This is a genomic window from Streptomyces sp. NBC_01689, assembly GCF_036250675.1.
Lineage (GTDB): Bacteria > Actinomycetota > Actinomycetes > Streptomycetales > Streptomycetaceae > Streptomyces.
This window is the reverse complement of the sequence record NZ_CP109592.1, coordinates 5,418,147-5,437,287: the sequence shown is the minus strand read 5'-3', so window position 1 is coordinate 5,437,287 and position 19,141 is coordinate 5,418,147. Positions and strand designations below refer to the sequence as shown.

Annotated in this window: 14 protein-coding genes and 1 tRNA gene; 7 read left to right on the top strand and 8 right to left on the bottom strand. The window is 72.7% G+C overall.

Going from position 1 to position 19,141, the window contains the following annotated elements:
- The first annotated feature begins 2 nt into the window (after window positions 1–2).
- From OG776_RS23170 to OG776_RS23160, 3 genes are all read left to right on the top strand, one after another.
- On the top strand, window positions 3–1,118 hold the full coding sequence (locus OG776_RS23170; protein WP_148009041.1) for an effector-associated domain 2-containing protein: 1,116 nt from the start codon (window positions 3–5) through the stop codon (window positions 1,116–1,118).
- Window positions 1,119–1,249: 131 nt separating this feature from the next.
- On the top strand, window positions 1,250–1,417 hold the full coding sequence (locus tag OG776_RS23165) for a hypothetical protein (RefSeq protein WP_159055260.1): 168 nt from the start codon (window positions 1,250–1,252) through the stop codon (window positions 1,415–1,417).
- A 17-nt stretch (window positions 1,418–1,434) separates the two neighbouring features.
- Entirely contained in the window at window positions 1,435–3,255 is a 1,821-nt protein-coding gene (locus tag OG776_RS23160) for an HEXXH motif domain-containing protein (protein ID WP_148009042.1), read from the top strand.
- A gap of 33 nt (window positions 3,256–3,288) precedes the next feature.
- On the opposite strand, the gene fxsT is transcribed toward OG776_RS23160, so the two are convergent.
- Both fxsT and OG776_RS23150 read right to left on the bottom strand, forming a co-directional pair.
- On the bottom strand, window positions 3,289–7,188 hold the full coding sequence (gene fxsT / locus OG776_RS23155; protein ID WP_148009043.1) for an FxSxx-COOH system tetratricopeptide repeat protein: 3,900 nt from the start codon (window positions 7,186–7,188) through the stop codon (window positions 3,289–3,291).
- A 397-nt stretch (window positions 7,189–7,585) separates the two neighbouring features.
- Window positions 7,586–9,007, bottom strand: a complete 1,422-nt coding sequence (locus tag OG776_RS23150; protein WP_329322480.1) for a VMAP-C domain-containing protein — start codon at window positions 9,005–9,007, stop codon at window positions 7,586–7,588.
- A gap of 211 nt (window positions 9,008–9,218) precedes the next feature.
- Here OG776_RS23150 and OG776_RS23145 point away from each other — a divergent pair, with 211 nt between their 5' ends.
- Window positions 9,219–10,055 (top strand): DUF4253 domain-containing protein, encoded by an 837-nt coding sequence (locus OG776_RS23145; protein ID WP_148009045.1) that lies wholly within the window; start codon window positions 9,219–9,221, stop codon window positions 10,053–10,055.
- A gap of 68 nt (window positions 10,056–10,123) precedes the next feature.
- Here OG776_RS23145 and OG776_RS23140 read toward each other — a convergent pair.
- Window positions 10,124–10,197: transfer RNA gene (locus tag OG776_RS23140), tRNA-Thr, on the bottom strand.
- A gap of 251 nt (window positions 10,198–10,448) precedes the next feature.
- Here OG776_RS23140 and OG776_RS23135 point away from each other — a divergent pair.
- The 3 genes from OG776_RS23135 (at window position 10,449) to OG776_RS23125 (ending at window position 13,123) form a co-directional block, all read left to right on the top strand.
- Window positions 10,449–11,585, top strand: coding sequence for an ABC transporter ATP-binding protein (locus tag OG776_RS23135; protein ID WP_148009046.1), 1,137 nt, complete (start codon window positions 10,449–10,451; stop codon window positions 11,583–11,585).
- Window positions 11,586–11,822: 237 nt separating this feature from the next.
- Window positions 11,823–12,272: a hypothetical protein gene (locus OG776_RS23130; protein ID WP_148009047.1), complete on the top strand. Its 450-nt coding sequence runs from the start codon at window positions 11,823–11,825 to the stop codon at window positions 12,270–12,272.
- A gap of 119 nt (window positions 12,273–12,391) precedes the next feature.
- On the top strand, window positions 12,392–13,123 hold the full coding sequence (locus OG776_RS23125; protein WP_148009048.1) for a nucleotidyltransferase family protein: 732 nt from the start codon (window positions 12,392–12,394) through the stop codon (window positions 13,121–13,123).
- Window positions 13,124–13,208: 85 nt separating this feature from the next.
- Here OG776_RS23125 and OG776_RS23120 read toward each other — a convergent pair whose 3' ends face one another.
- From OG776_RS23120 to ispD, 5 genes are all read right to left on the bottom strand, one after another.
- Window positions 13,209–14,981: a DoxX family membrane protein gene (locus OG776_RS23120; protein ID WP_148009465.1), complete on the bottom strand. Its 1,773-nt coding sequence runs from the start codon at window positions 14,979–14,981 to the stop codon at window positions 13,209–13,211.
- A gap of 123 nt (window positions 14,982–15,104) precedes the next feature.
- Entirely contained in the window at window positions 15,105–16,046 is a 942-nt protein-coding gene (gene rlmB, locus OG776_RS23115) for a 23S rRNA (guanosine(2251)-2'-O)-methyltransferase RlmB (protein WP_148009049.1), read from the bottom strand.
- Window positions 16,047–16,161: 115 nt separating this feature from the next.
- Entirely contained in the window at window positions 16,162–17,562 is a 1,401-nt protein-coding gene (gene cysS / locus OG776_RS23110) for a cysteine--tRNA ligase (RefSeq protein ID WP_148009050.1), read from the bottom strand.
- Window positions 17,563–17,780: 218 nt separating this feature from the next.
- Window positions 17,781–18,299, bottom strand: coding sequence for a 2-C-methyl-D-erythritol 2,4-cyclodiphosphate synthase (gene ispF, locus OG776_RS23105; protein WP_148009051.1), 519 nt, complete (start codon window positions 18,297–18,299; stop codon window positions 17,781–17,783).
- Entirely contained in the window at window positions 18,289–19,041 is a 753-nt protein-coding gene (gene ispD / locus OG776_RS23100) for a 2-C-methyl-D-erythritol 4-phosphate cytidylyltransferase (RefSeq protein WP_148009052.1), read from the bottom strand. The genes ispF and ispD overlap by 11 nt, the downstream gene beginning before the upstream one ends.
- Window positions 19,042–19,141 lie beyond the last annotated feature (100 nt).

The following is a 19,141-nucleotide window of genomic DNA, read 5'->3' as shown; positions in this document are numbered from 1 at the left end:
CCGTGCCGGGACGGCAACCGCGCCGCGGACTGGATCCGGTCCGGGTGGCGGAGGTGATGGTGCGGCCGGCGGCGGGACGGGGGTCCGGGCGGCGCGGCTCCGGGTACCGGGTCGGTCCGCGCTCGGTGCTCACCGCGGCGCACGTGGTCCGCGCCGCGGCGGCCGGGACCGCGCACGTACGGTTCGAGGCCGACCGCGCGGCGGAGTGGACGGCGTCCGCGCGGGTGGTCCTGGCCTCCGAGAAGGCGGACGTGGCACTTCTGGAGATCACCGGGTCGGTGCCCGGGGGCGTGCACGCGCGGGTGCCCGGACCGCCCGTCTACGGAGCGGTGCCCGACGCGGATGTCGTCCTGCCGTGCAGCGCGATGGGCTTTCCGCGGTTCAAGCTGCGCGAGGACCGGATGCGGCTGCTCGACGACGGCTCGCCGTCCCAGTACCGCGACTCCTGCCACGCCACGGGCGTGACCTCGGTGCTGTCCAACCGCCGCGAGGGCACGCTCGAACTCGCGGTCACGCCACCGGAGTCGGACACCGAACCGGACCGCTCCCCCTGGGAGGGCATGTCGGGCGCGGCGGTCTGGCACGACGGCACGCTCGTCGGCCTGGTCAGCGCGCACCACCGCACGGACGGCCTGGGCCGGCTGGCCGCGGTCCGGGCGGAGCGCTGGTACGAACTGCTGACCGGCGCGGAACTGGCCGTGCTGCACGAGCACGGGGGGCTTCCCGCGTCGGCGGCCGGGCTGGCCCGGTTCACACCAGCCGGCACCGGCACCACCGGCCCGGTCACCCTGGCGGACCTCCGCGACGACCTGCCGCTCGGTGAACTCGCGGGCCTGGTGACCGCGTTGACCGCGCTGCCCACGGTGCGGGACCGCGGCACCCTGGCCCTGGTCCTGAGCAGCATCGACCCGGTCGTCGCGGCGATGAGCCCGCGGATGCCGGCGCTGCGTCCCGACGTGTTCGGGATCCTGCGGACCTGTCTGAGCTATCCGGGAACCCTGGATCAACTACTCGAAGCGATACGGTTGTTGGAGGGCGACTCCACGGGGGTGGCCCGCATGGACGAAGAGGCGGTGGAGTTGTCCCGGCGCCACCGTCGAGCCGATGGGCGCCGCTGACCTGATATCGCACCGCCCCGCAGGCACGGGGTTTCATCCCCCGTACGGCGGGCCATTATCAGGAGGATGTGAGCAGCCCACATCCACAAATGCAGCCGGGGGGAAGGGGTTTGGCCGTCATGGAGCCGTCTGTGGCCGCCGTCGAGTCCAGCCTGGTCGATCTCGCGGGGGTATCCCTTGAAACGCTGCGCTCCATTGACCGCCGGGTTCTCGCCGCGTCGCTGGAGGAGCTGCAACAGCGCATCGACCTGCCACAGGCCAGTGTCAGCGACTTCAACCCCGCGGAGCGTTTCGACTGACGACGCCAGGGCCGCCCATGAGCGCTGACCCGTCGCCGCCCCATCATCACCTGCCCTCCGCCGCGCTGGCCGAGCTGGCTCGTGGTGAAGGCGGTCCAGCCACCGTGGACCTCTTGCTCGAAGCCGAACGCAGCCGCCGTCTGCTGCTGTTGCGGATGCTCGACGACGCCATGGACCCGGGTCCCGCCTGGGACCTCCTCAGCGAGGCGCAGCGGCGGTCACCGTCCGTCGTCGACGAACTGCTGATGTATCCGCAGACGGGAATGTGGCTGGCCACCGCCTTACGCCGGCTGCGCGGGTCCGTCCCGCAGGACGAGCCGCCGCTGTGGGTGGTGCTCGGCCATTTCTCGGCGCTCGCGGCCGTGGCGGCGCTACGCGCGGAGCTGGACTTCAGCATCGAGGTCCCGGTTCGGCACGGCCGGGTACCGCTGCCGACCCTCGGCTGCGCCGTACTGCCGACGACCGAGCCGTGGACGACGGCCACGGTGCGCGCCCGGGGCGGACACGCGGTGGTGCGGACGGCCGACGTCACGATCGGCGTACCGACCGCGCCCGGACCGGCCGGACCGGGGTGGCACGAAGTCCGCAGGCTCGCGGTCGGTCCCACCGGACGACGGCTCGACGTGGCCCTGGACGACCTGGACCCGTATCGCACGTATCCGCAGCCGACCGAGCCGCGCCCGCTGTCCGAGGAGGCGGTGAGGCAGTGGCGGCAGGAGCTGGAGCGGGCCTGGGGAGTGCTGCTGCGGGAACTGCCGGAGACGGCCGAGGCCATGCGGCGAGGGGTGTTCTCGCTGACTCCGACCCCGGCGAGGGAAAGGTTTCGGCCGCGCAGCGTGACGTCCGGGGACGCCTTCGGCGGTATCGAGGCCTCGGAACCCGACGACGCCGTTCAGCTCGCGGTCACGCTCGTACACGAGTTCCAGCACACCAAACTGGGCGGCCTCCTGCACCTGGCACCCCTGCTGACCGACAGCGCCGACGCGGGTACGGAGCTCTGGTACGCGCCCTGGCGCGACGACCCCCGGCCTCTCGACGGACTGCTCCAGGGCATCTATGCGTTCATGGGGATAACCCGCTTCTGGCGCGCCCACCGGGAGCACGCCGACACCCACCGGGCCATCGCACACTTCGAGTTCGCACTGTGGCGGTCCCATGTGGCCACCGCGCTGGAACAGGTCCACCGCCATCCGCGCCGCACACCGCTCGGCGCCGGCCTGCTGGACACCCTGCGCGGCCACTGCGCTCAGTGGCTGCGGGAACCGGTTCCCGAGGAGCAGCTCGCCCTGGCCCGGCTGTGTGCCGCCGACCACTCTGCCCGCTGGCGGGTCCACCACCTGCGGCCGCCCGCCCCAGCGGTGGAAGAGGCCGTACGTGCCTGGCTGGCCGGGGCCGGCGGACCGCCCACCGGTCTGACCGCCGAGCCCGACCTCGTCCCCGACCTGTCCGCACGCTGGCTGGACAGCATGGCCATGCTCGCCCGCCACCGCCTCAGCACCGCCCCCGGCGAACCCGCGCCGTCCGAGGACCCCGAGAAGGCCGCGGCCCACGTCACCGGGGCGCTGCCCGGCGACGCGCTGCTGGCGGCGGGAGACCCCACGGCGGCCCGGCACGCCTACGCGGCCCACCTGGCCGTCGAACCCGAGCGGGCCGGCGCCTGGGCCGGTCTCGGGCACGCCCTGGAGGCGGCGGGCACGGAACCCGCCGCGGCCCACCTGCTCCGCCACTGGCCCGAGCGGGCACGGGCGGTCCACCAGGCCGTGTCGCGCGCCACCGGCAGCGCACCGGACCCCGTCCGCCTGGCGGCCTGGCTCGCCCCGCCCGCGGGCCCGCGGTAGCCGTCGGCGGCCCCGCGGCCCTGGTCCCTCACCTCACAGCGGCATCGGGTCGATGTCACAGTTGGCCCGCTTCATCGCCCGGGTCTGCAGCGTCGCCGGGTGCGGCGAGGGCTCGGCGGAGCTCAGCCGGGGGCCGTCGAGGACCCGCTCCATCCGCTCCAGCGTGGCCGCGTGCAGGGCCGCGGCCTCCGTCTCCCGGCCGACGGCGATGAGATCGAGGGAGAGGTTGGCCGCGCACACCAGGGTGGTGGGGTGGTCCTCCCCCAGTCGTTCCCGGCACAGTTCCAGGGTCTTCTCGCCGAGCAGGCGGGCCTCGGCCGTCCGCTCCTGCGCGCTCAGGTCGCTGGCCAGGTTGATGGCGCAGGCCAGCGCGATCGGATGGGCCGCCCCCAGGCGCTCGGTCAGCGACTCCAGCGCCGTCTCGTCCAGCCGCTGGGCCTCCTGCGCCCGTCCCAGCAACCGCAAGGTCACGGCCAGGTCGATGTCGGCCGCCAGGACGTGCGGGTGCTCGGGCTGGAACAGCCTGCGGTAGCGCTCACGCGCCTTCTCCCCGCGGTCGCGGGCCGCCTCCAGCTCACCGTTGTGCCGCAGCGCCACCGACAGGGCGAGGGACGCGGTCAGGGACTCCGGGTGCGTGTCGCCGTACCGGCGGGTGAACTGGTCGAACGCCTCGCGTGCCAGCGCCAGCGCGGTGACCGGGTCGCCCTCCTTGCGGCACGCCTCGCCGAGCTGGCGCACCGTGCCCAGTGTCGAGGGGTTGCCGGCCCCGAAGACCGCGCGGAAACCGTCGACGACCGCCTGCTGCAGCGACCGGGCGCCGACGTAGTCGCCGGTCTCCCGCACGTCGACGGCGATGCTCGCCTCGGTGATCAACGACTGCTGGTGATCACGTCCGAACAGCCGCGCCTTCAGGGCGTGCGTGTGCTGGTCCAGTTCCAGCGCGCGCTGGAACTCGCCGACCAGCCGCAGGCTCACCCCGAGGTTGTGGGCCCTGTCCAGCGTGGTGGGATCGTCCTCGCCGAAGGCACGGCGGGCCCGCTCGTAGGCCGCCTGGTCCAGCTCGGCCCCGGCGGCGAAGTCCCCCTGGACCCGTCGTACGGCCGCTTCCAGGTTCAGGGTCTCCAGCGCGTCCTCACGGGTGTCCTCCCGGTCCTCGGGCGCGGTGCGGGCGTACACGTCCTTGAGCTGGGCCACGAGCTGCGAGGCATCGTCGTAACGGCCCACCTTGAGATAGACGAAGCTCAGCCACCAGGCCATCAGCCGTGTCTGCTGGTCCTCCTCGCCGAACAGCTGCCGCCAGGTCTGCCAGGCCTGCTCCATGAACTCGCGCGCGACCTTGTGATCTCCCCAGTACCAGAGGTACTTGGCGACGTTCATCACGAGTTCGCGCACCCAGGGCTGGTCGGACTCGACGGCGCCCGACGCGATGACGTGGCCGTAGAGCTCGGCGTAGCGTGTCCAGTTGGCCGACTGGTTGGGCCCCTTGGGGTCGGAGGCGGCCAGAAGGGTGTGGGCCCCATTGCGCATGCGGTTCTGTTCCTCGGGCGTCATGCGGTTGATCAGCACGGCCTGGACCAGGCGGTGCATCTCGATCGAGTTGGTCCGGTGGTCGATACGGGCGAGGGAGTAGCGGTTGATCTCCCGGATGGCGCGGGCGAGCCGCATCGGGTCGTTGAGGGCCCGGTCGAGTTCGGGGTCGATGCTGGAACCGCCGAGGCCGGAGAAGATCGAACGGGAGATGGGGTCCGGCGCGAAGTACGAGCACAGCTGGAGCAGACGCAGGGCGGCGAGGCTGCGCGTCTCCAGATGGTCGAGGGAGACGTTCCACGCGGCGGCGACCGGGAGCTGGTAGTCCGGGGGCGGGGAAACTTCGAGGAGTTCGCTGCGCTTGTCCTCGAACAGGCGCAGGTACTCGGAGACCGGCATCCCGGTCTCCGCGCGCCAGGCGGCGGCCTGTTCGAGCGCGAGCGGGAGATCTCCGAGGGCATCGGCGAGGCGATCCGCCTCGGCGTCGTCGAGGTCCCCCGCCGAACCGGAGCGCCGCAACAGCTCCTTGCTCTCCTCCCGGGTGAAGACGTCGACCTCCAGGGAGGGGCCGACGACGCTCCAGCGCCGGTTGCGGGAGGTGACGAGGATGGTGCCGCTGCCGCCGGTGGGGAAGTAGTCGCGGACGCGTTCGGGGCTGTCGGCGTTGTCGAAGATCAGCAGCCAGCGGGAGTAGGGGCGGCCCTCGCGCAGCGCCTCGCGCACCGCGGGACCCGCGATGTTGGCCTCGGCGCTGGTGCCCAGGCCGAGACGCTGGGCGAGCTCCACCAGGGCCTGGCCGATCTGCCCCGGGCGCTCGGCGGGGATCCACCAGACGACGTCGTACTCGGCCTGGTGCCGGTAGGCGTACTCGATCGCCATCTGCGTCTTGCCGACACCGCCCATGCCGTGGATCGCCTCGGGAAGCACGGTGGTCGTGCCTTCCTGGAGGCGTTCCCGCAGTCGTTCCAGAAGGTCCACGCGGCCGGTGAAGTTGGGATTGCGCGGAGGGATGTTCCCCCAGATCCGCGGCTGCGCCGAACGCGCGCCCTCCACCGTCGGCTGCTGCGTGGTCGCCATGGTCGCGGCTCCTTCTGAAGGTGTCCCGGGCCCCCTCGGGGCCTGTGCGGCATCGCGGCGGGCCCGGGTGGCGGGGGCCTGGTCCCGCGTGTGGGTACGTGCGTCCTTGCCCAGGTTGACGGTGTTCCGCAGGTCGTAGGTGCGCAGCGCCCGCGCCAGACGCTCGGCCTGGGGCAGGAACCGTCCGGACAGGGCGCGCAGCGCGGTCAGTTCGACCCGCAGGAAGGCCACGTTGCGCGGGGTCACGGGCGGCACGCCGGTCGTCTCGAGAGGTTCGTCCGGGGCGGGCAGGACCGGCTCGGACTCCTCCGCGGCGGCCGCCATCAGCACCCGTACGTCGTGCAGCACCCGGACGGTGTCCCGGCGCCGGGCCAGCGCCAGTAACTCCTGCCGGATGTTCGGGCCGAAGGCGAAGACCATCTCGGCCGCGCGCTCGGCCTCCGCGCCCGCCGGCCGCACCAGTCCGCTCATCAGCAGCTCGGTGAGGTGGGCCGGTCCGGCTCCCGGTACCGAGGCCGTCAGCGCGCTCATCACCGGCAGCGTCAGGGGCGCCGCCGCGAGCCGGGTGGCCAGGGCGAACGCGGTGGGTGACGCGGCGGCGCGGAACTCGGAGACCCGCTCCCACGGCGGCACCGCGCTGGCGGGGTCGGGCACGTCATCCACCCAGGGGACCGCGCGGGCGGCGTCCGGGCGGCGCTTCCAGTCCCGGGCCCGGACCCCGGACATCTCCACCCAGCCGTCGGCGTCCCCGGCACGGGCCGCCACCAGGCCGGCCCAGTCGGAGAGGGAGTGGTCGGTCCGCTCCAGGACGGGGACCGGCACCACACCGGAACGCGCCGCCGGATCGTCGTCCACGGGTTCGAGGGGGGAGGTGCGCAGCTCCCACCGCAGGGAGTCGTTCGGCGCCCAGGGCCGCGCGGCCCGCAGCCGCATGCGGTGCACGTCGAGGCCGGTGCGGAACCAGAGCCGTTGCGGCAACAGGTGCAGTACGGCGAGGGGTTCGGAGCGGCCGAGTTCTCTCAGCAGCGGCAGCACCGCGTCCGACCGCCAGCCCGCCGCCAGCCCGTCGGTGAGCACCAGCACCACCCGGTGCTCCCCCACGGGCGGGGGAAGGTGCTCCAGCCGGATCCGGCCCGGTTCGGTGTCGTCGGAGCCCAGCAGCCGTAAGCGCGTGACCGGGCCCAGCGAGGCCTGCCCGGCGAGTTCGTCGGCCAGCCGGCCGACCGTCTCGTCCCAGACCCGCATCGTCACGTAGTCGTCCACCACGAGCAGGACGGACGGACGGTCCTCGGACCCGACCGGCTCCAGGCCCCGCAGAGCATGCGCCACCGCGCACGGTGACGCGTCGCCAGAAGCCCAGGCCGATGGTGGTCGTGGGCCGTCGTCACGCTGCATAAGCGCCCTCAGAGCGTCCGGTCATGCCCGACGACGGAGGGAGCACCGAGGAGGAGTCCCGCAGTCCGCGGGCATGCGTGACATCCACGTGCCAAGCCTGGCAGTGGTCTGCGTGCGGTGCAAGACGGCAGGCCACAGGGGGCGCCAGGACCGACCGAAACTCAATCGCCGGGCGGTACCCACCCGTTCGGCGGTACGGACCTCCTGTGGACAGCCGTTGAGTCTGTCTCGGCACCAGCGTGGCACTCGGCGGTGGCACGTGCAAGACCGCGGGGTACCCGCCCGCGCGCTCCGGCCGGGGGCCTCCTGAGAGCCGCGGGGGCATGACGTCCTACACCGGTCCGGGCGGGCTCGGCTTGCGCTCGGGATCGTCGAGCAGAATGGCCAGATGGCGACCGACGTGCCCGTCCCAGGCCGCCGGGCCCAGGGCCAGCGCCTCCCGGCGCCACTCCCCGACCCGTTCCGCCAGGCTGCCCAGCCCGCGGTCCTGCAGGATCTCGCCGATGGCGTCCTTGAACTTCGGGTCCGCGCAGTCGCTGCGGTGCCAGATCATCGCGGGCACCCCGGCCCGCAGCCCCGCCAGCACCTCACGGCGGCCGGTGCCCGCGTCGTCGCCCGGCGGCTGGCTGAGCACCAGGCACACCGCGTGCTGGTCCTCCTTCAGCTCGCGCTCCAGGTGGAAGAAGTACGCGCCGTCCCGCTCCGGACTGCTCCAGTGCGGATGGCTGTCCGCCGGGCGCTCGCGCAGCTGCCGCCATTTGTTGTGCCAGGGCCGGTGCCAGGCGGCACGCTGCAGCCTCTCGATGCTGCGCACCACCACCGGATAGTCCAGGACCAGCGGGGTCGGGGCCCCGGAACCGGACTCCTTCGACCACCACTCGACGGGCTCGTTCAGCAGCTCCCAGGGGAGTATGAACTCGAGGATCACCGGCTGCCGCAGATCGGCCCACTTCTCCTCGGCCTCCTCGATCAGCCGCTCCACCGCGCCCGGCAGCTCCTCCCTGCGCAGATGGGCCGTCTCGCCGCGCACGGGGTGCCAGCCCTCGGAGTCGGACTGCCGCCAGTGCGAGAGGTAGTAGCGGTCCGTCTCGATCCGGTCCGGCTCGAACTGGATCATGAGATAGGCGGGGACGAGGGAGGGCTCCGGATGCGGGAAGTCCGCCTGCTGCCGCTCGGCCAGCAGTCCCTCCACGCCCAGGGCGGCGGCCTGGCCGCGGTTGAAGCGGCGCAGCACCTCGGCGGCCTCCGCCTGTCCGTCCTCCACCAGCCGGTCGGCCGACAGCGCGAGGAAGGCCATGCTGGGCGGGAGTTCACCGGCCGGGGAGTTCTCCCCGGCGAGCCGCAGGAACACCTGCCAACCCGTCCGGCACCACGCGGGCAGCTCCTGCACCCGGGACCGGCTGGAGCGGCGCGCCATGACGGCCAGGTCCGAGGACCCCATCGACAGCAGGACGGGCTGCAGACGCCCCAGGTCCGCGTTGTTGAAGAAGTCGACGGCCTCCCACTCGTCCACGAGCGGCCACAGCTCCACGACCGTCGCCGACTGCTGCTCCACGTACTCCAGCGACCGGACCAGGCAGGCCAGGCCGTCACCGACGGCCGTGCACGCCTTCACCACCTGCAGCAGCCAGGGCCGCAGGCGGTCACCGCCGAACGGTTCCACCGGCGAGTCCAGTTCACCGGCCAGCATCTCCCGCCAGATCTCACGGCTGCCGGCCTGGCTCACCGTGGCCGAGCTCTGCAGTGCGTCCACGATGGAGACGATGAGCTCGTTGCGGACCCGATCCGGACTGCGCCCTTTCACCCCGTTACCTCCACAGCTGGCGCGGCTCCCTGATGGTGCCCAACAGGGTAAGGCCGTGCCACGGGGCGTGGCAGCGAAAGTACGGGCCTGACCGCCGGGCGCCCTTGTCCGGGCCGGGATCGCCAACTCCCTGTCACACCTGGGCCATAGCCTCCGCTCCATGACATCCCAGGACCCGCCCGGAGCCGTACCCGAGGCCCTGCGGGCGCTTCCCGCCGGACTGCCCGCCGGACGGCTCCGCGCACCGGACGAGGACGGCGGGTGCCCGCGGTCCCCGGTGCTGTGGATCAGTGACGAACCGCTGGACGACGCGGACGTGTGGTGGGAGCGCCTCGGCCGTCGCCGGCCGGCGACGGGCCTGCGTCCCGTCCTGTTCGAGTTCCGCGACGACCCGCTGCGCCCGGGGGACGCCCGGGACGGATCGGGGACGGAGGTGGAGCGCCGCTTCCTGGACGAGTGGCGCGGCCACCGGCGGCGTCGGGCGGAGTGGGCGGCCCTCCCGCCGGTGCCCCCGTGCCCCGAGGAGGAGGAGTTCGACTGGCCCGACGGCAGCCCGCCCTTCGACGCCTGGCCCGGCCTGGCCGTGGCACCTCCACCGGTACCGGAGGCGGAGGCCGACGACCGCGCCGTCGTGGCGGCGGCACACCTGGTGCGGGAGGAGCCGCTGTGCCATCTCGCCCTCGTCCCGGCGGCCCGGAGCGCCGACATCCCGGCCGCGATCGGATGGACCGGCACGAACGGCCGGCTGTCCGCCGGTGACCTGTCCGGGGTACTGCGCTCCTGGGAGGACCGCTTCGGCGCCCGGCTCGTCGGCCTCGGTCACGGGACCGCCTTCGTCTCGGCGGCCGCCGGGCCCGCCGGCCTCGACGAGGCCCACCGGCTCGCCCTGGAGCACTACCTCACCAGCCCCGACACCGTCGAGCAGGGCATGGTCACGTTCTCCGAGTACGCCGCCGGGCTCCTCGGACGACCGATCTGGCGCCTGTGGTGGGACTGAGAACCGGCCCGCGGGCCCACGGCGGCTCGCGCGGAGCGGGCGGATCGCACGGAGCGGAAGACAAGAAGAGCCCCCTGTCGGATTCGAACCGACGACCTTCGCTTTACAAGAGCGGCGCTCTGACCAACTGAGCTAAGGAGGCCTGCACGCGCGGGCGCGGTGGGCCCGGCGCGTACGTGCCCGTGCAGTGTACCCACGTCACCGCGGGGCCCTGTCGAAAATTATCGCGAAGTTCACAGGGCTGCGGGTACTGACAGAGCACGTGAACGGCGGGTACCGTCCAGAGGCAGTTCACTCTTGTGGACTACACCACCACCACGAGGCTTCGTGGTGGACACCACCTTTACAACGGATCGTCCGGCACGTTCCTGCCGGTGAAGGGGGCCCCTCACCATGGCCACTGTCTCGTTCGACAAGGCGACCCGGATCTACCCGGGTTCCGAGAAGCCCGCCGTCGATGCCCTGGAGATCGACATCGAGGACGGCGAGTTCCTCGTCCTCGTCGGTCCCTCCGGCTGCGGCAAGTCCACCTCGCTCCGCATGCTCGCGGGGCTCGAGGACGTGAACGCCGGCGCCATCCGCATCGGTGACCGCGACGTCACGCACCTGCCGCCCAAGGACCGGGACATCGCCATGGTGTTCCAGAACTACGCGCTGTACCCGCACATGACCGTCGCCGACAACATGGGCTTCGCGCTCAAGATCGCCGGTGTCAACAAGGCCGAGATCCGCCAGAAGGTCGAGGACGCGGCGAAGATCCTCGACCTCACCGAGTACCTCGGCCGCAAGCCGAAGGCCCTCTCCGGCGGTCAGCGCCAGCGTGTCGCGATGGGCCGTGCCATCGTGCGCGAGCCGCAGGTCTTCCTCATGGACGAGCCGCTGTCGAACCTCGACGCCAAGCTCCGCGTCTCCACCCGTACGCAGATCGCCTCGCTGCAGCGCCGCCTCGGCATCACCACGGTGTACGTCACCCACGACCAGGTCGAGGCCATGACCATGGGCGACCGGGTCGCCGTGCTCAAGGACGGTCTGCTCCAGCAGGTCGACTCGCCGCGCAACATGTACGACCGCCCCGCGAACCTCTTCGTCGCCGGGTTCATCGGCTCCCCGGCCATGAACCTCGTCGAGGTCCCGATCACGGACGGCGGCGTGAAGTTCGGCAACTCCGTCGTCCCGGTCAACCGTGAGGCCCTCAAGGCCGCCGCGGACAAGGGCGACCGCACCGTCACGGTCGGTGTCCGCCCGGAGCACTTCGACATCGTCGAGCACAACGGCGAGGCCGCCAAGTCGCTGTCGAAGGACGCCGAGGACGCCCCGGCCGGCCTCGCCGTCTCGGTGAACGTCGTCGAGGAGCTCGGCGCCGACGGCTACGTCTACGGCAGCGCCAAGGTCGGCGACGAGCTCAAGGACCTCGTCGTTCGCGTCAGCGGCCGCGCCGTCCCGGACAAGGGCGCCACGCTCCACGTGGTGCCGCGCCCGGGCGAGACCCACGTGTTCTCGACCTCCACCGGCGAGCGTCTCTCCGACTGACCGGGCAGAGGCGACCCGCACGGCTCCGACACCCCCGGAGCGGGTGAATTCATCCACGTTGACGAGAAGGGCCCCGCAGCCTGCTGCGGGGCCCTTCTCGTTGTCGACAAATACCCCGGCAAGCCGGTCATTTCGATAGACGTGCGTCAACACCCCACAGGGAAAACATCCCTTCGCCGTCCCTCGAACCGGTGACTAAATGTCGCCAAATCATCACCCCGCGCTACCCTCACTCGCGTGAAGCACTCCACCACCACCCAACGGACCCGGCACGGCCGCGGCCCCGCCCGCCGGATCGGCCGCACCCTCGCCCTCGTTCTGCCTGTCGTCCTGGTGCTCTCCGGGACCCTCGCGGTCACCCGGGTCAACTGGTCCGGGAGCTCCTCGGAGTCGGTGCTCACCGCCTCCTCCTCGGACGTCTCCTCCCGCGCCGTCGCCCGCGCCCCGCAGGACGTCCTGCGCGACCGGCTCCTGCTCGAACTCCAGGAGAAGGACCCGGGCACCGCCCTCACCCACCTCCAGGAGGCGGTGAACGGCCGTCCGTCGCTCGCGAAGCACTGCGTCTCCATCGCCCGCGCCCTCGGCCGCGCCGCGGTCCGCGCGTACGGGCCGACGCGCGCCCAGGCGTTCGCCCGCCCGGTCTGCGACACGTCCTTCGCATCGGGGGTCGCGGCCACGCACCTCTGACCGTCCCCCGGGGCCTCTTCCGCGACCGGAAGGGCCCCGTCCCGCCCGCCGGACAACACCCGCTCAAGGCGACGGTTGCCGGCCGGAGCCACCCGCGGGGCGCCACGTACAGTTCGGGCATGACCGATCCGAACGCCGCGTCGCGCCCCGTTCAAGCCGTCGTCCTGGCCGGCGGCCAGGGCTCCCGGCTGCGCCCGTACACCGACGACCGGCCCAAGCCGATGGTCGAGATCCCGGGCACCGGGACCCCGATCATCGGCCACCAGCTGACCTGGCTCGCCGAAGAGGGCGTGACCGACGTCGTCGTCTCCTGCGGCCACCTCGCCGAAGTCCTCCAGGAGTGGCTGGACTCGGCCCACCTCCCGGTCGACGTCATAACGGTCGTCGAGAAGGAACCCCTGGGCCGCGGCGGCGGCCTCAAGTACGCCGCAGCGCACCTCCCTCACCCGGACCGGCCCTGGTACGCGACCAACGGCGACATCTGGACCCGCTTCTCGCTGCGCGACATGGCGGACTTCCACACCGAGCGCGACGCCGTCGCCACCCTCGCCCTGGCCCGCCCCCGCATCCCGTGGGGCGCCGTCGAGACGGACGACTTCGGACGGGTGACGGACTTCATCGAGTCACCGCCGACCACCTACGAGATCAACGCGGGCGTCTACGTCTTCTCCGCCGGCTTCGCCGATCTGCTCCCCGAGCGCGGCGACCACGAGCGCACCACGTTCCCGCACCTGGCCCGCGAACGCCGGCTGGCCGGCTTCTCCCTCCCCCAGGGCGCCTACTGGCGCGCGATCGACACGGCGAAGGACCTCACCGAGGCCGCCAAGGAGCTCGCCGCGCTCGGCCGCTGAACCCCTCGGCACGGATCACGACGGTACGGCGACGGGGCCCCGCACATCCGGTGTGCGGGGCCCCGTCGCCGTACCGTCCGGGCGCCTACCCGAGCAGGCCGCCGACCAGCTTGTCCGAGCCGCCGGACGTACCGCCGCCGGAGCTCGAACCACCGGACGTGCCACCCGCACCCGTGCCCGTGGAACCGCCGCCGCCGCTGCCACCGCCGGTGCCGCCGCCGGTGGACGTCGGGCCCGCGCTCGTACTGGGCGCCTGGTGGACCGGCGCGGACTGCCTCGGCGGCGCCTGACCGGCGGCACCCTGCGTCTGGCTGGGTCCGCCGCTGCTGACCGTGCCGCCCGTCGCGCGGGTCGCGCCCGGCGTGGTGGCCGGGCCCGAGGGCGACGAGGAACCACTGTGGGTGGGCTCCTTCGCGGAGGCCGACGGGCTGCTGGTCCTCCGCTGGGGAGAGCCCGGCTCCTGGGGCAGCGGGGTGCCGGGCAGCTCGTTGCGCGGGGCCTCGCCCGGTCCCGGCACGACCACCCGGTCGGCGTCCCGGACGGCGCCGCCCAGCAGCGAGCCGACCAGCAGCGTGAGCCCGATGACGACCGCCGAGACCAGCGCGCCGCGGCGCAGCACACGCCGACGCAGGTCCCAGATGTCGGCGCGCGGCCCGAGGGTGCGCCACGCCTCGCTCGCCAGACGGCCGTCCACCGAGTAGACGGGAGCACCGGCGATGATCAGCGGGGACCAGGCGGCGAGGTAGATGATGTCCGGCGCGTCGTACGCGGGGACGGTCTTCCAGCTGACGGTGACGATGAGCGCGGCCGACAGCATCGCGCCGACCACCGCGGCGACCCGCTGCCACAGACCGAGGACCGTGAGCACGCCCACGATGACCTGGAAGAAGGCGATGACGAGCCCCGAGCCGACCGGGTGCTGGAGCGCGAACTGCCGCAGCGGCTCGGCGACTTCCCACGGGTGCAGGGTGTTCAGCCACTTCACCATGGAGCCGCGCTTGCCGCCGTCGAAGTAGACGGGATCGCACAGCTTGCCCATGCCGGCGTAGATGGAGATGAACCCGAGGAAGACGCGGAGCGGAAGCAGCACCACGCCGAGATTCATCCGGCGGCCGGGGTAGTACCCCTGCCGCGGCGAGTCCGCGCCCTGCCGCCTGACCGGCGGTTCGGCCGTCTCGTCCTGGTAGTCGTCGTAGCCGTAGGCGTAGCCGTCGTCACCCTCGCCGCCGGCGAACTCCCCGCCCCCGTAGCGCGGTTCGTCGTACGCGCTGTCTACGCTGCGCATGTTCGGCAGCAGCCGGCCCTCCGGGGGGAGGGAGGTTCCTCCGGTCCGGGCGGAGTCGTACCCCGAGTCGTACCCGGAGGAGGGGGTGCGCTGGCTGCCGACGAGCGGTGTCTCGACCGTCTCGACGGTCAGATCGCCCTCGTAGCCCTGGTGTTCGTCGTAGCGCGGGATGACCTGCGTCGCGCCGGCGTCGCCCGCCGGGACCGCGCCGTGCCGGACGCTCGTGCTCCGCACGGCCTGCAGCAGGCGGTGCGCGCCGGTGTCGTCGGGCGCGGATTTCCCGCTCCAGACGACGGGCGCGCGACGACGGGTACCGGTGCCGCCCTGGCCGGGCGCGCCCGCTCTGCCCGCCGTACCGCCGACGGGCATCCGCGGGGCACCGCCGGGGCTCAAGTGCCGTGCGACGCGCAGGGATCGGGGCCGCGACGCAGCGCCGAGCTGCACGCGGAAGCTCACATGATTGACGATGACCTGCGCCGGATCGCTCGGCACCTTCACCATGCTCAGCGCGGGAGCGTCGTCGAATCCCGACGAGCGGTCCCCCGTGGGTGTGCGGGGTGTTCTGGTGTCCACACTCATCTAACCGAGTGACGTGTGTTTAGGACACTGCTTTGACCCCGCCGATCTGTCCGGACCGCGTCAAGGCCGTCCGGACCCTCCCGATCACCCCACGGGGGTGACGGCTCGGACGCCTGTTCAGGCGCGTCGCCGGGCCGCCTCGTACAGCACGACTCCCGCCGCCACACCGGCGTTCAGCGACTCCGCGCCACCGGGCATCGGGATCCGCACCCGGAAGTCGCAGGTCTCCCCGACGAGCCGGGACAGCCCCTTGCCCTCGCTGCCGACGACGATGACGACGGGACCGCCGAGCGCCTCCAGGTCACCGACCTCGGCCTCGCCGTCCGCGGCGAGACCGACCACGACGAGACCGGCCTTCTTGTACGCCTCCAGGGCCCGCGTCAGGTTGGCGGCGCGCGCGACGGGCGTACGGGCGGCGGCGCCGGCCGAGGTCTTCCAGGCACCGGCGGTCATCCCGGCCGCGCGCCGCTCGGGCACGACGACACCGTGACCGCCGAAGGCCGAGGCGGAGCGGACCACGGCACCCAGGTTCCGGGGGTCGGTCACCCCGTCGAGGGCGACGATCAACGGGTCCTGGCCCTCGTCGAAGGCGGCGGCGACGAGGTCCTCCGGGTGCGCGTACTCGTACGGCGGGACCTGCAGGACGAGGCCCTGGTGGTTGAGCCCGTTGGTCATGCGGTCCAGCTCCGGGCGCGGGGCCTCCATGAGGTGGATGCCCCCGCGCTCGCCCACCAGCTGGAGGGCCTCCCGGACGCGCTCGTCGTTGTCGATGAACTGCTGCACGTACAGCGTCGACGCGGGCACGCCCTCGCGCAGCGCCTCGACCACGGGGTTGCGCCCGACGACCATCTCGGACGTGCCCTTGCCGCCGCGCCCGCGCGGGGCGGGACGGCGCGCGCTCTGCTTGGCCTTGACGTTGGCGATGCGGTTCTTCTTGTGTCCCTTGCGCATCTCGGCGGGCGGGGTCGGGCCCTTGCCCTCCAGGCCCCGGCGTCGCTGGCCGCCACTGCCGACCTGCGCGCCCTTCTTGCCGGACATGCGGCGGTTGTTAGCGGCCATGACCTACCTGTTCTGTGTGAGGGCGTGCGCACGCTGCGCGGGCACGTCCGTCCGTGTGGTCGTCTATGCAGTGTGCCGCCCGGAGAGCCGGGCGGCACACTCGATCAAGGAACACTCAGCGCGGGCCGAGTGTCCACCGGGGTCCCTGCGGGCCGTCCTCGATGACGAGACCCGACTGGTTGAGCTGGTCGCGGATGGCGTCCGCGGTCGCCCAGTCCTTCCGGCCCCGCGCCGCCTCGCGCTGCTGCAGCACCAGGCGTACGAGGGTGTCGACGACCCCGTGCAGGTCCTCACCGCGGTCGCTCTCGACGGCCCACGCCGGGTCGAGCGGGTCGAGGCCGAGGACGCCGAGCATGGCCCGGACCTCCGCGAGCCGCGCCACGGCGGCTTCCTTGTCGTCGGCGGCCAGGGCGGAGTTGCCCTGCCGCACGGTCGTGTGCACCACGGCGAGCGCCTGCGGCACCCCGAGGTCGTCGTCCATGGCCTCGGCGAACGCGGGCGGCACCTCGGCGACGGGCTCGACGACGCCCCCCGCCAGCTCCGTCACCCGCTGCGCGAACCCCTCGATCCGCGCGAACGCCGACTCCGCCTCGCGCAGGGCCTCTTCGCTGTACTCGATCATCGAGCGGTAGTGCGGCGTGCCGAGGTAGTAGCGCAGCACGATGGGGCGCCACTGCTTGACCATCTCGCTCACGAGCACGGAGTTGCCCAGGGACTTGGACATCTTCTCGCCGCTCATGGTGACCCAGGCGTTGTGCACCCAGTACCTGGCGAACTCGTCCCCGAAGGCCTTGGCCTGCGCGATCTCGTTCTCGTGGTGCGGGAAGATCAGGTCCAGGCCGCCGCCGTGGATGTCGAACGCGCTGCCCAGGTACTTGTGCGCCATGGCGCTGCATTCCAGGTGCCAGCCGGGCCGGCCGCGTCCCCACGGGGTCTCCCAGGTGGGCTCACCGGGCTTGGCGGCCTTCCACATGGCGAAGTCACGCGGGTCCCGCTTGCCGGTCTCGCCCTCGCCGGAGGGCTGGAGCAGGTTGTCCAGCTCCTGGTTGGACAGCTGCAGATAGCCCGGGAAGGACCGCACGTCGAAGTAGACGTTGCCGTCCGCCTCGTACGCGTGACCGCGCTCGATGAGCCCGCGCATCATCTCGACCATCTCGGTCACGTGCCCGGTCGCGCGCGGCTCGTAGCTGGGCGGGAGGCAGCCCAGCGCGTCGTAGCCGTCGTTGAAGGCGCGCTCGTTCTCGTACCCGATCGTCCACCAAGGGCGGCCCTGTTCGGCCGACTTGGTGATGATCTTGTCGTCGATGTCGGTCACGTTCCGGATGAACGTGACGTCGTATCCGCGGTACTCGAACCAGCGGCGCATGATGTCGAAGTTGAGACCGGAGCGGATGTGCCCGATGTGCGGGGCGGCCTGCACGGTGGCGCCACACAGGTAGATCGAGACACAACCCGGCTTGAGCGGGGAGAAGTCACGGATCTGCCGGGCGCTGGTGTCGTACAGGCGAATGGTCACGCCTCCAGGGTAGTGGGCCCCGGGTAGTGCCCCGCGACCCTTCCCGCGCAAGGGGCACGTATTCGTGACATACGACCCCCACGTGCGCCGTCCCGCGTCCCGGGCTCCTCTCCGGCCCCGGCCCGCGCACCCGGCCCGTCCGTCGCTCGAGGACGAGCCCTTCGGGCGACGCGGGGGTCCGGGGGGGGCGTCCGCCCCCCCGGCCGGGGCACGCGCCCTCAGGACGCGCGGGCCACCAGTGCCGTCGCCACCGCCATCAGCCCCTCGTCCCGGCCGGGGAAGCCCAGACCGTCCGTGGTGGCCCCGGAGACCGACACCGGCGCGCCCACCGCCTCGGAGAGGACCTTCTGCGCCTCGTCCCGCCGCTTGCCGATCTTGGGGCGTGGCCCGACGACCTGGACGGCGACGTTGCCGATGACGAAACCGGCCGCCCGCACGATCCGCGCGGCCTCGGTCAGCAGGGTCACCCCGGAGGCGCCGGACCACTCGGGCCGTCCGGTGCCGAAGTGCGCGCCGAGGTCACCGAGCCCCGCCGCGGAGAAGAGGGCGTTGCAGGCGGCGTGCGCGACGACGTCCGCGTCGGAGTGTCCGGCCAGTCCGGGACCCTCCCCCTCCCAGAGCAGCCCGGCGCACCACAGCTCCCGGCCGTCCTCGAAGGCGTGGATGTCGGTGCCGACACCGACCTGCGGCAGCGGCGGCAGGCCGGCGGACGGCGTCGCGGAGACCTCAGAACCCATCGTTCGCCCTCCTGCGCGCGAGGACCGCCTCCGCGAGGACGAGGTCCAGGGGGCGCGTCACCTTGAACGCCTCCTCGTGCCCGGGCACCACCACGACGCGCTCGCCGAGCCGCTCGACCATGCTCGCGTCGTCGGTCACGTCGTCGGTGACGGTGTCGTGGGCCCGTACGAGGGTGTCCCGGTCGAAGCCCTGCGGGGTCTGTACGGCTCGCAGCAGCGCCCGCTCGGGCGTGCCGACGACCGGCTCCGGCGTGCCCGGCACGGTCGCCGGCTCGACCTGCTTGACGGTGTCCGCGAGCGGCAGCGCCGGTACGACGGCGGGCGCGCCGTCCCGTACCGCCTCGATGACCGCGTCCACCGTGTCCACCGGCACCAGCGGCCGGGCCGCGTCGTGCACGAGCACGATGTCGATCCCGGGCGGCAGCGCGTCGAGTCCGTACTTCACGGACTCCTGGCGGCTGTCGCCGCCGGCGACGACCAGGAAGTCGGTCCGCTCGGGCAGCGCGTGCGCGTCGAGCAGGGTCTTGACCTCGGCCGTCCCCTCGGGCGGCGCCACCACGACGACCAGGGAGACGGCGCGGGAGGCGGCCATGGCCCGTACCGCGTGGATGAGCATGGGCGTGCCGTTCAGCGCCCGGAGCGCCTTGGGGGCGCCCGGACCGAGGCGCACACCCCGGCCGGCGGCCGGAATCACGGCCGCGACGGGGGTCACGGACGGCGAAGGGCGCGAATCGTCAGACATCGGTTCCTGTCAGGTTTGTGTACTCGGCCTGCTTGGGTATGGCCCTGGCGTGCCTCCCGCTCGCGGAGCGTGGGGGAGTGCCCGGCGTGGCGTCCTGACC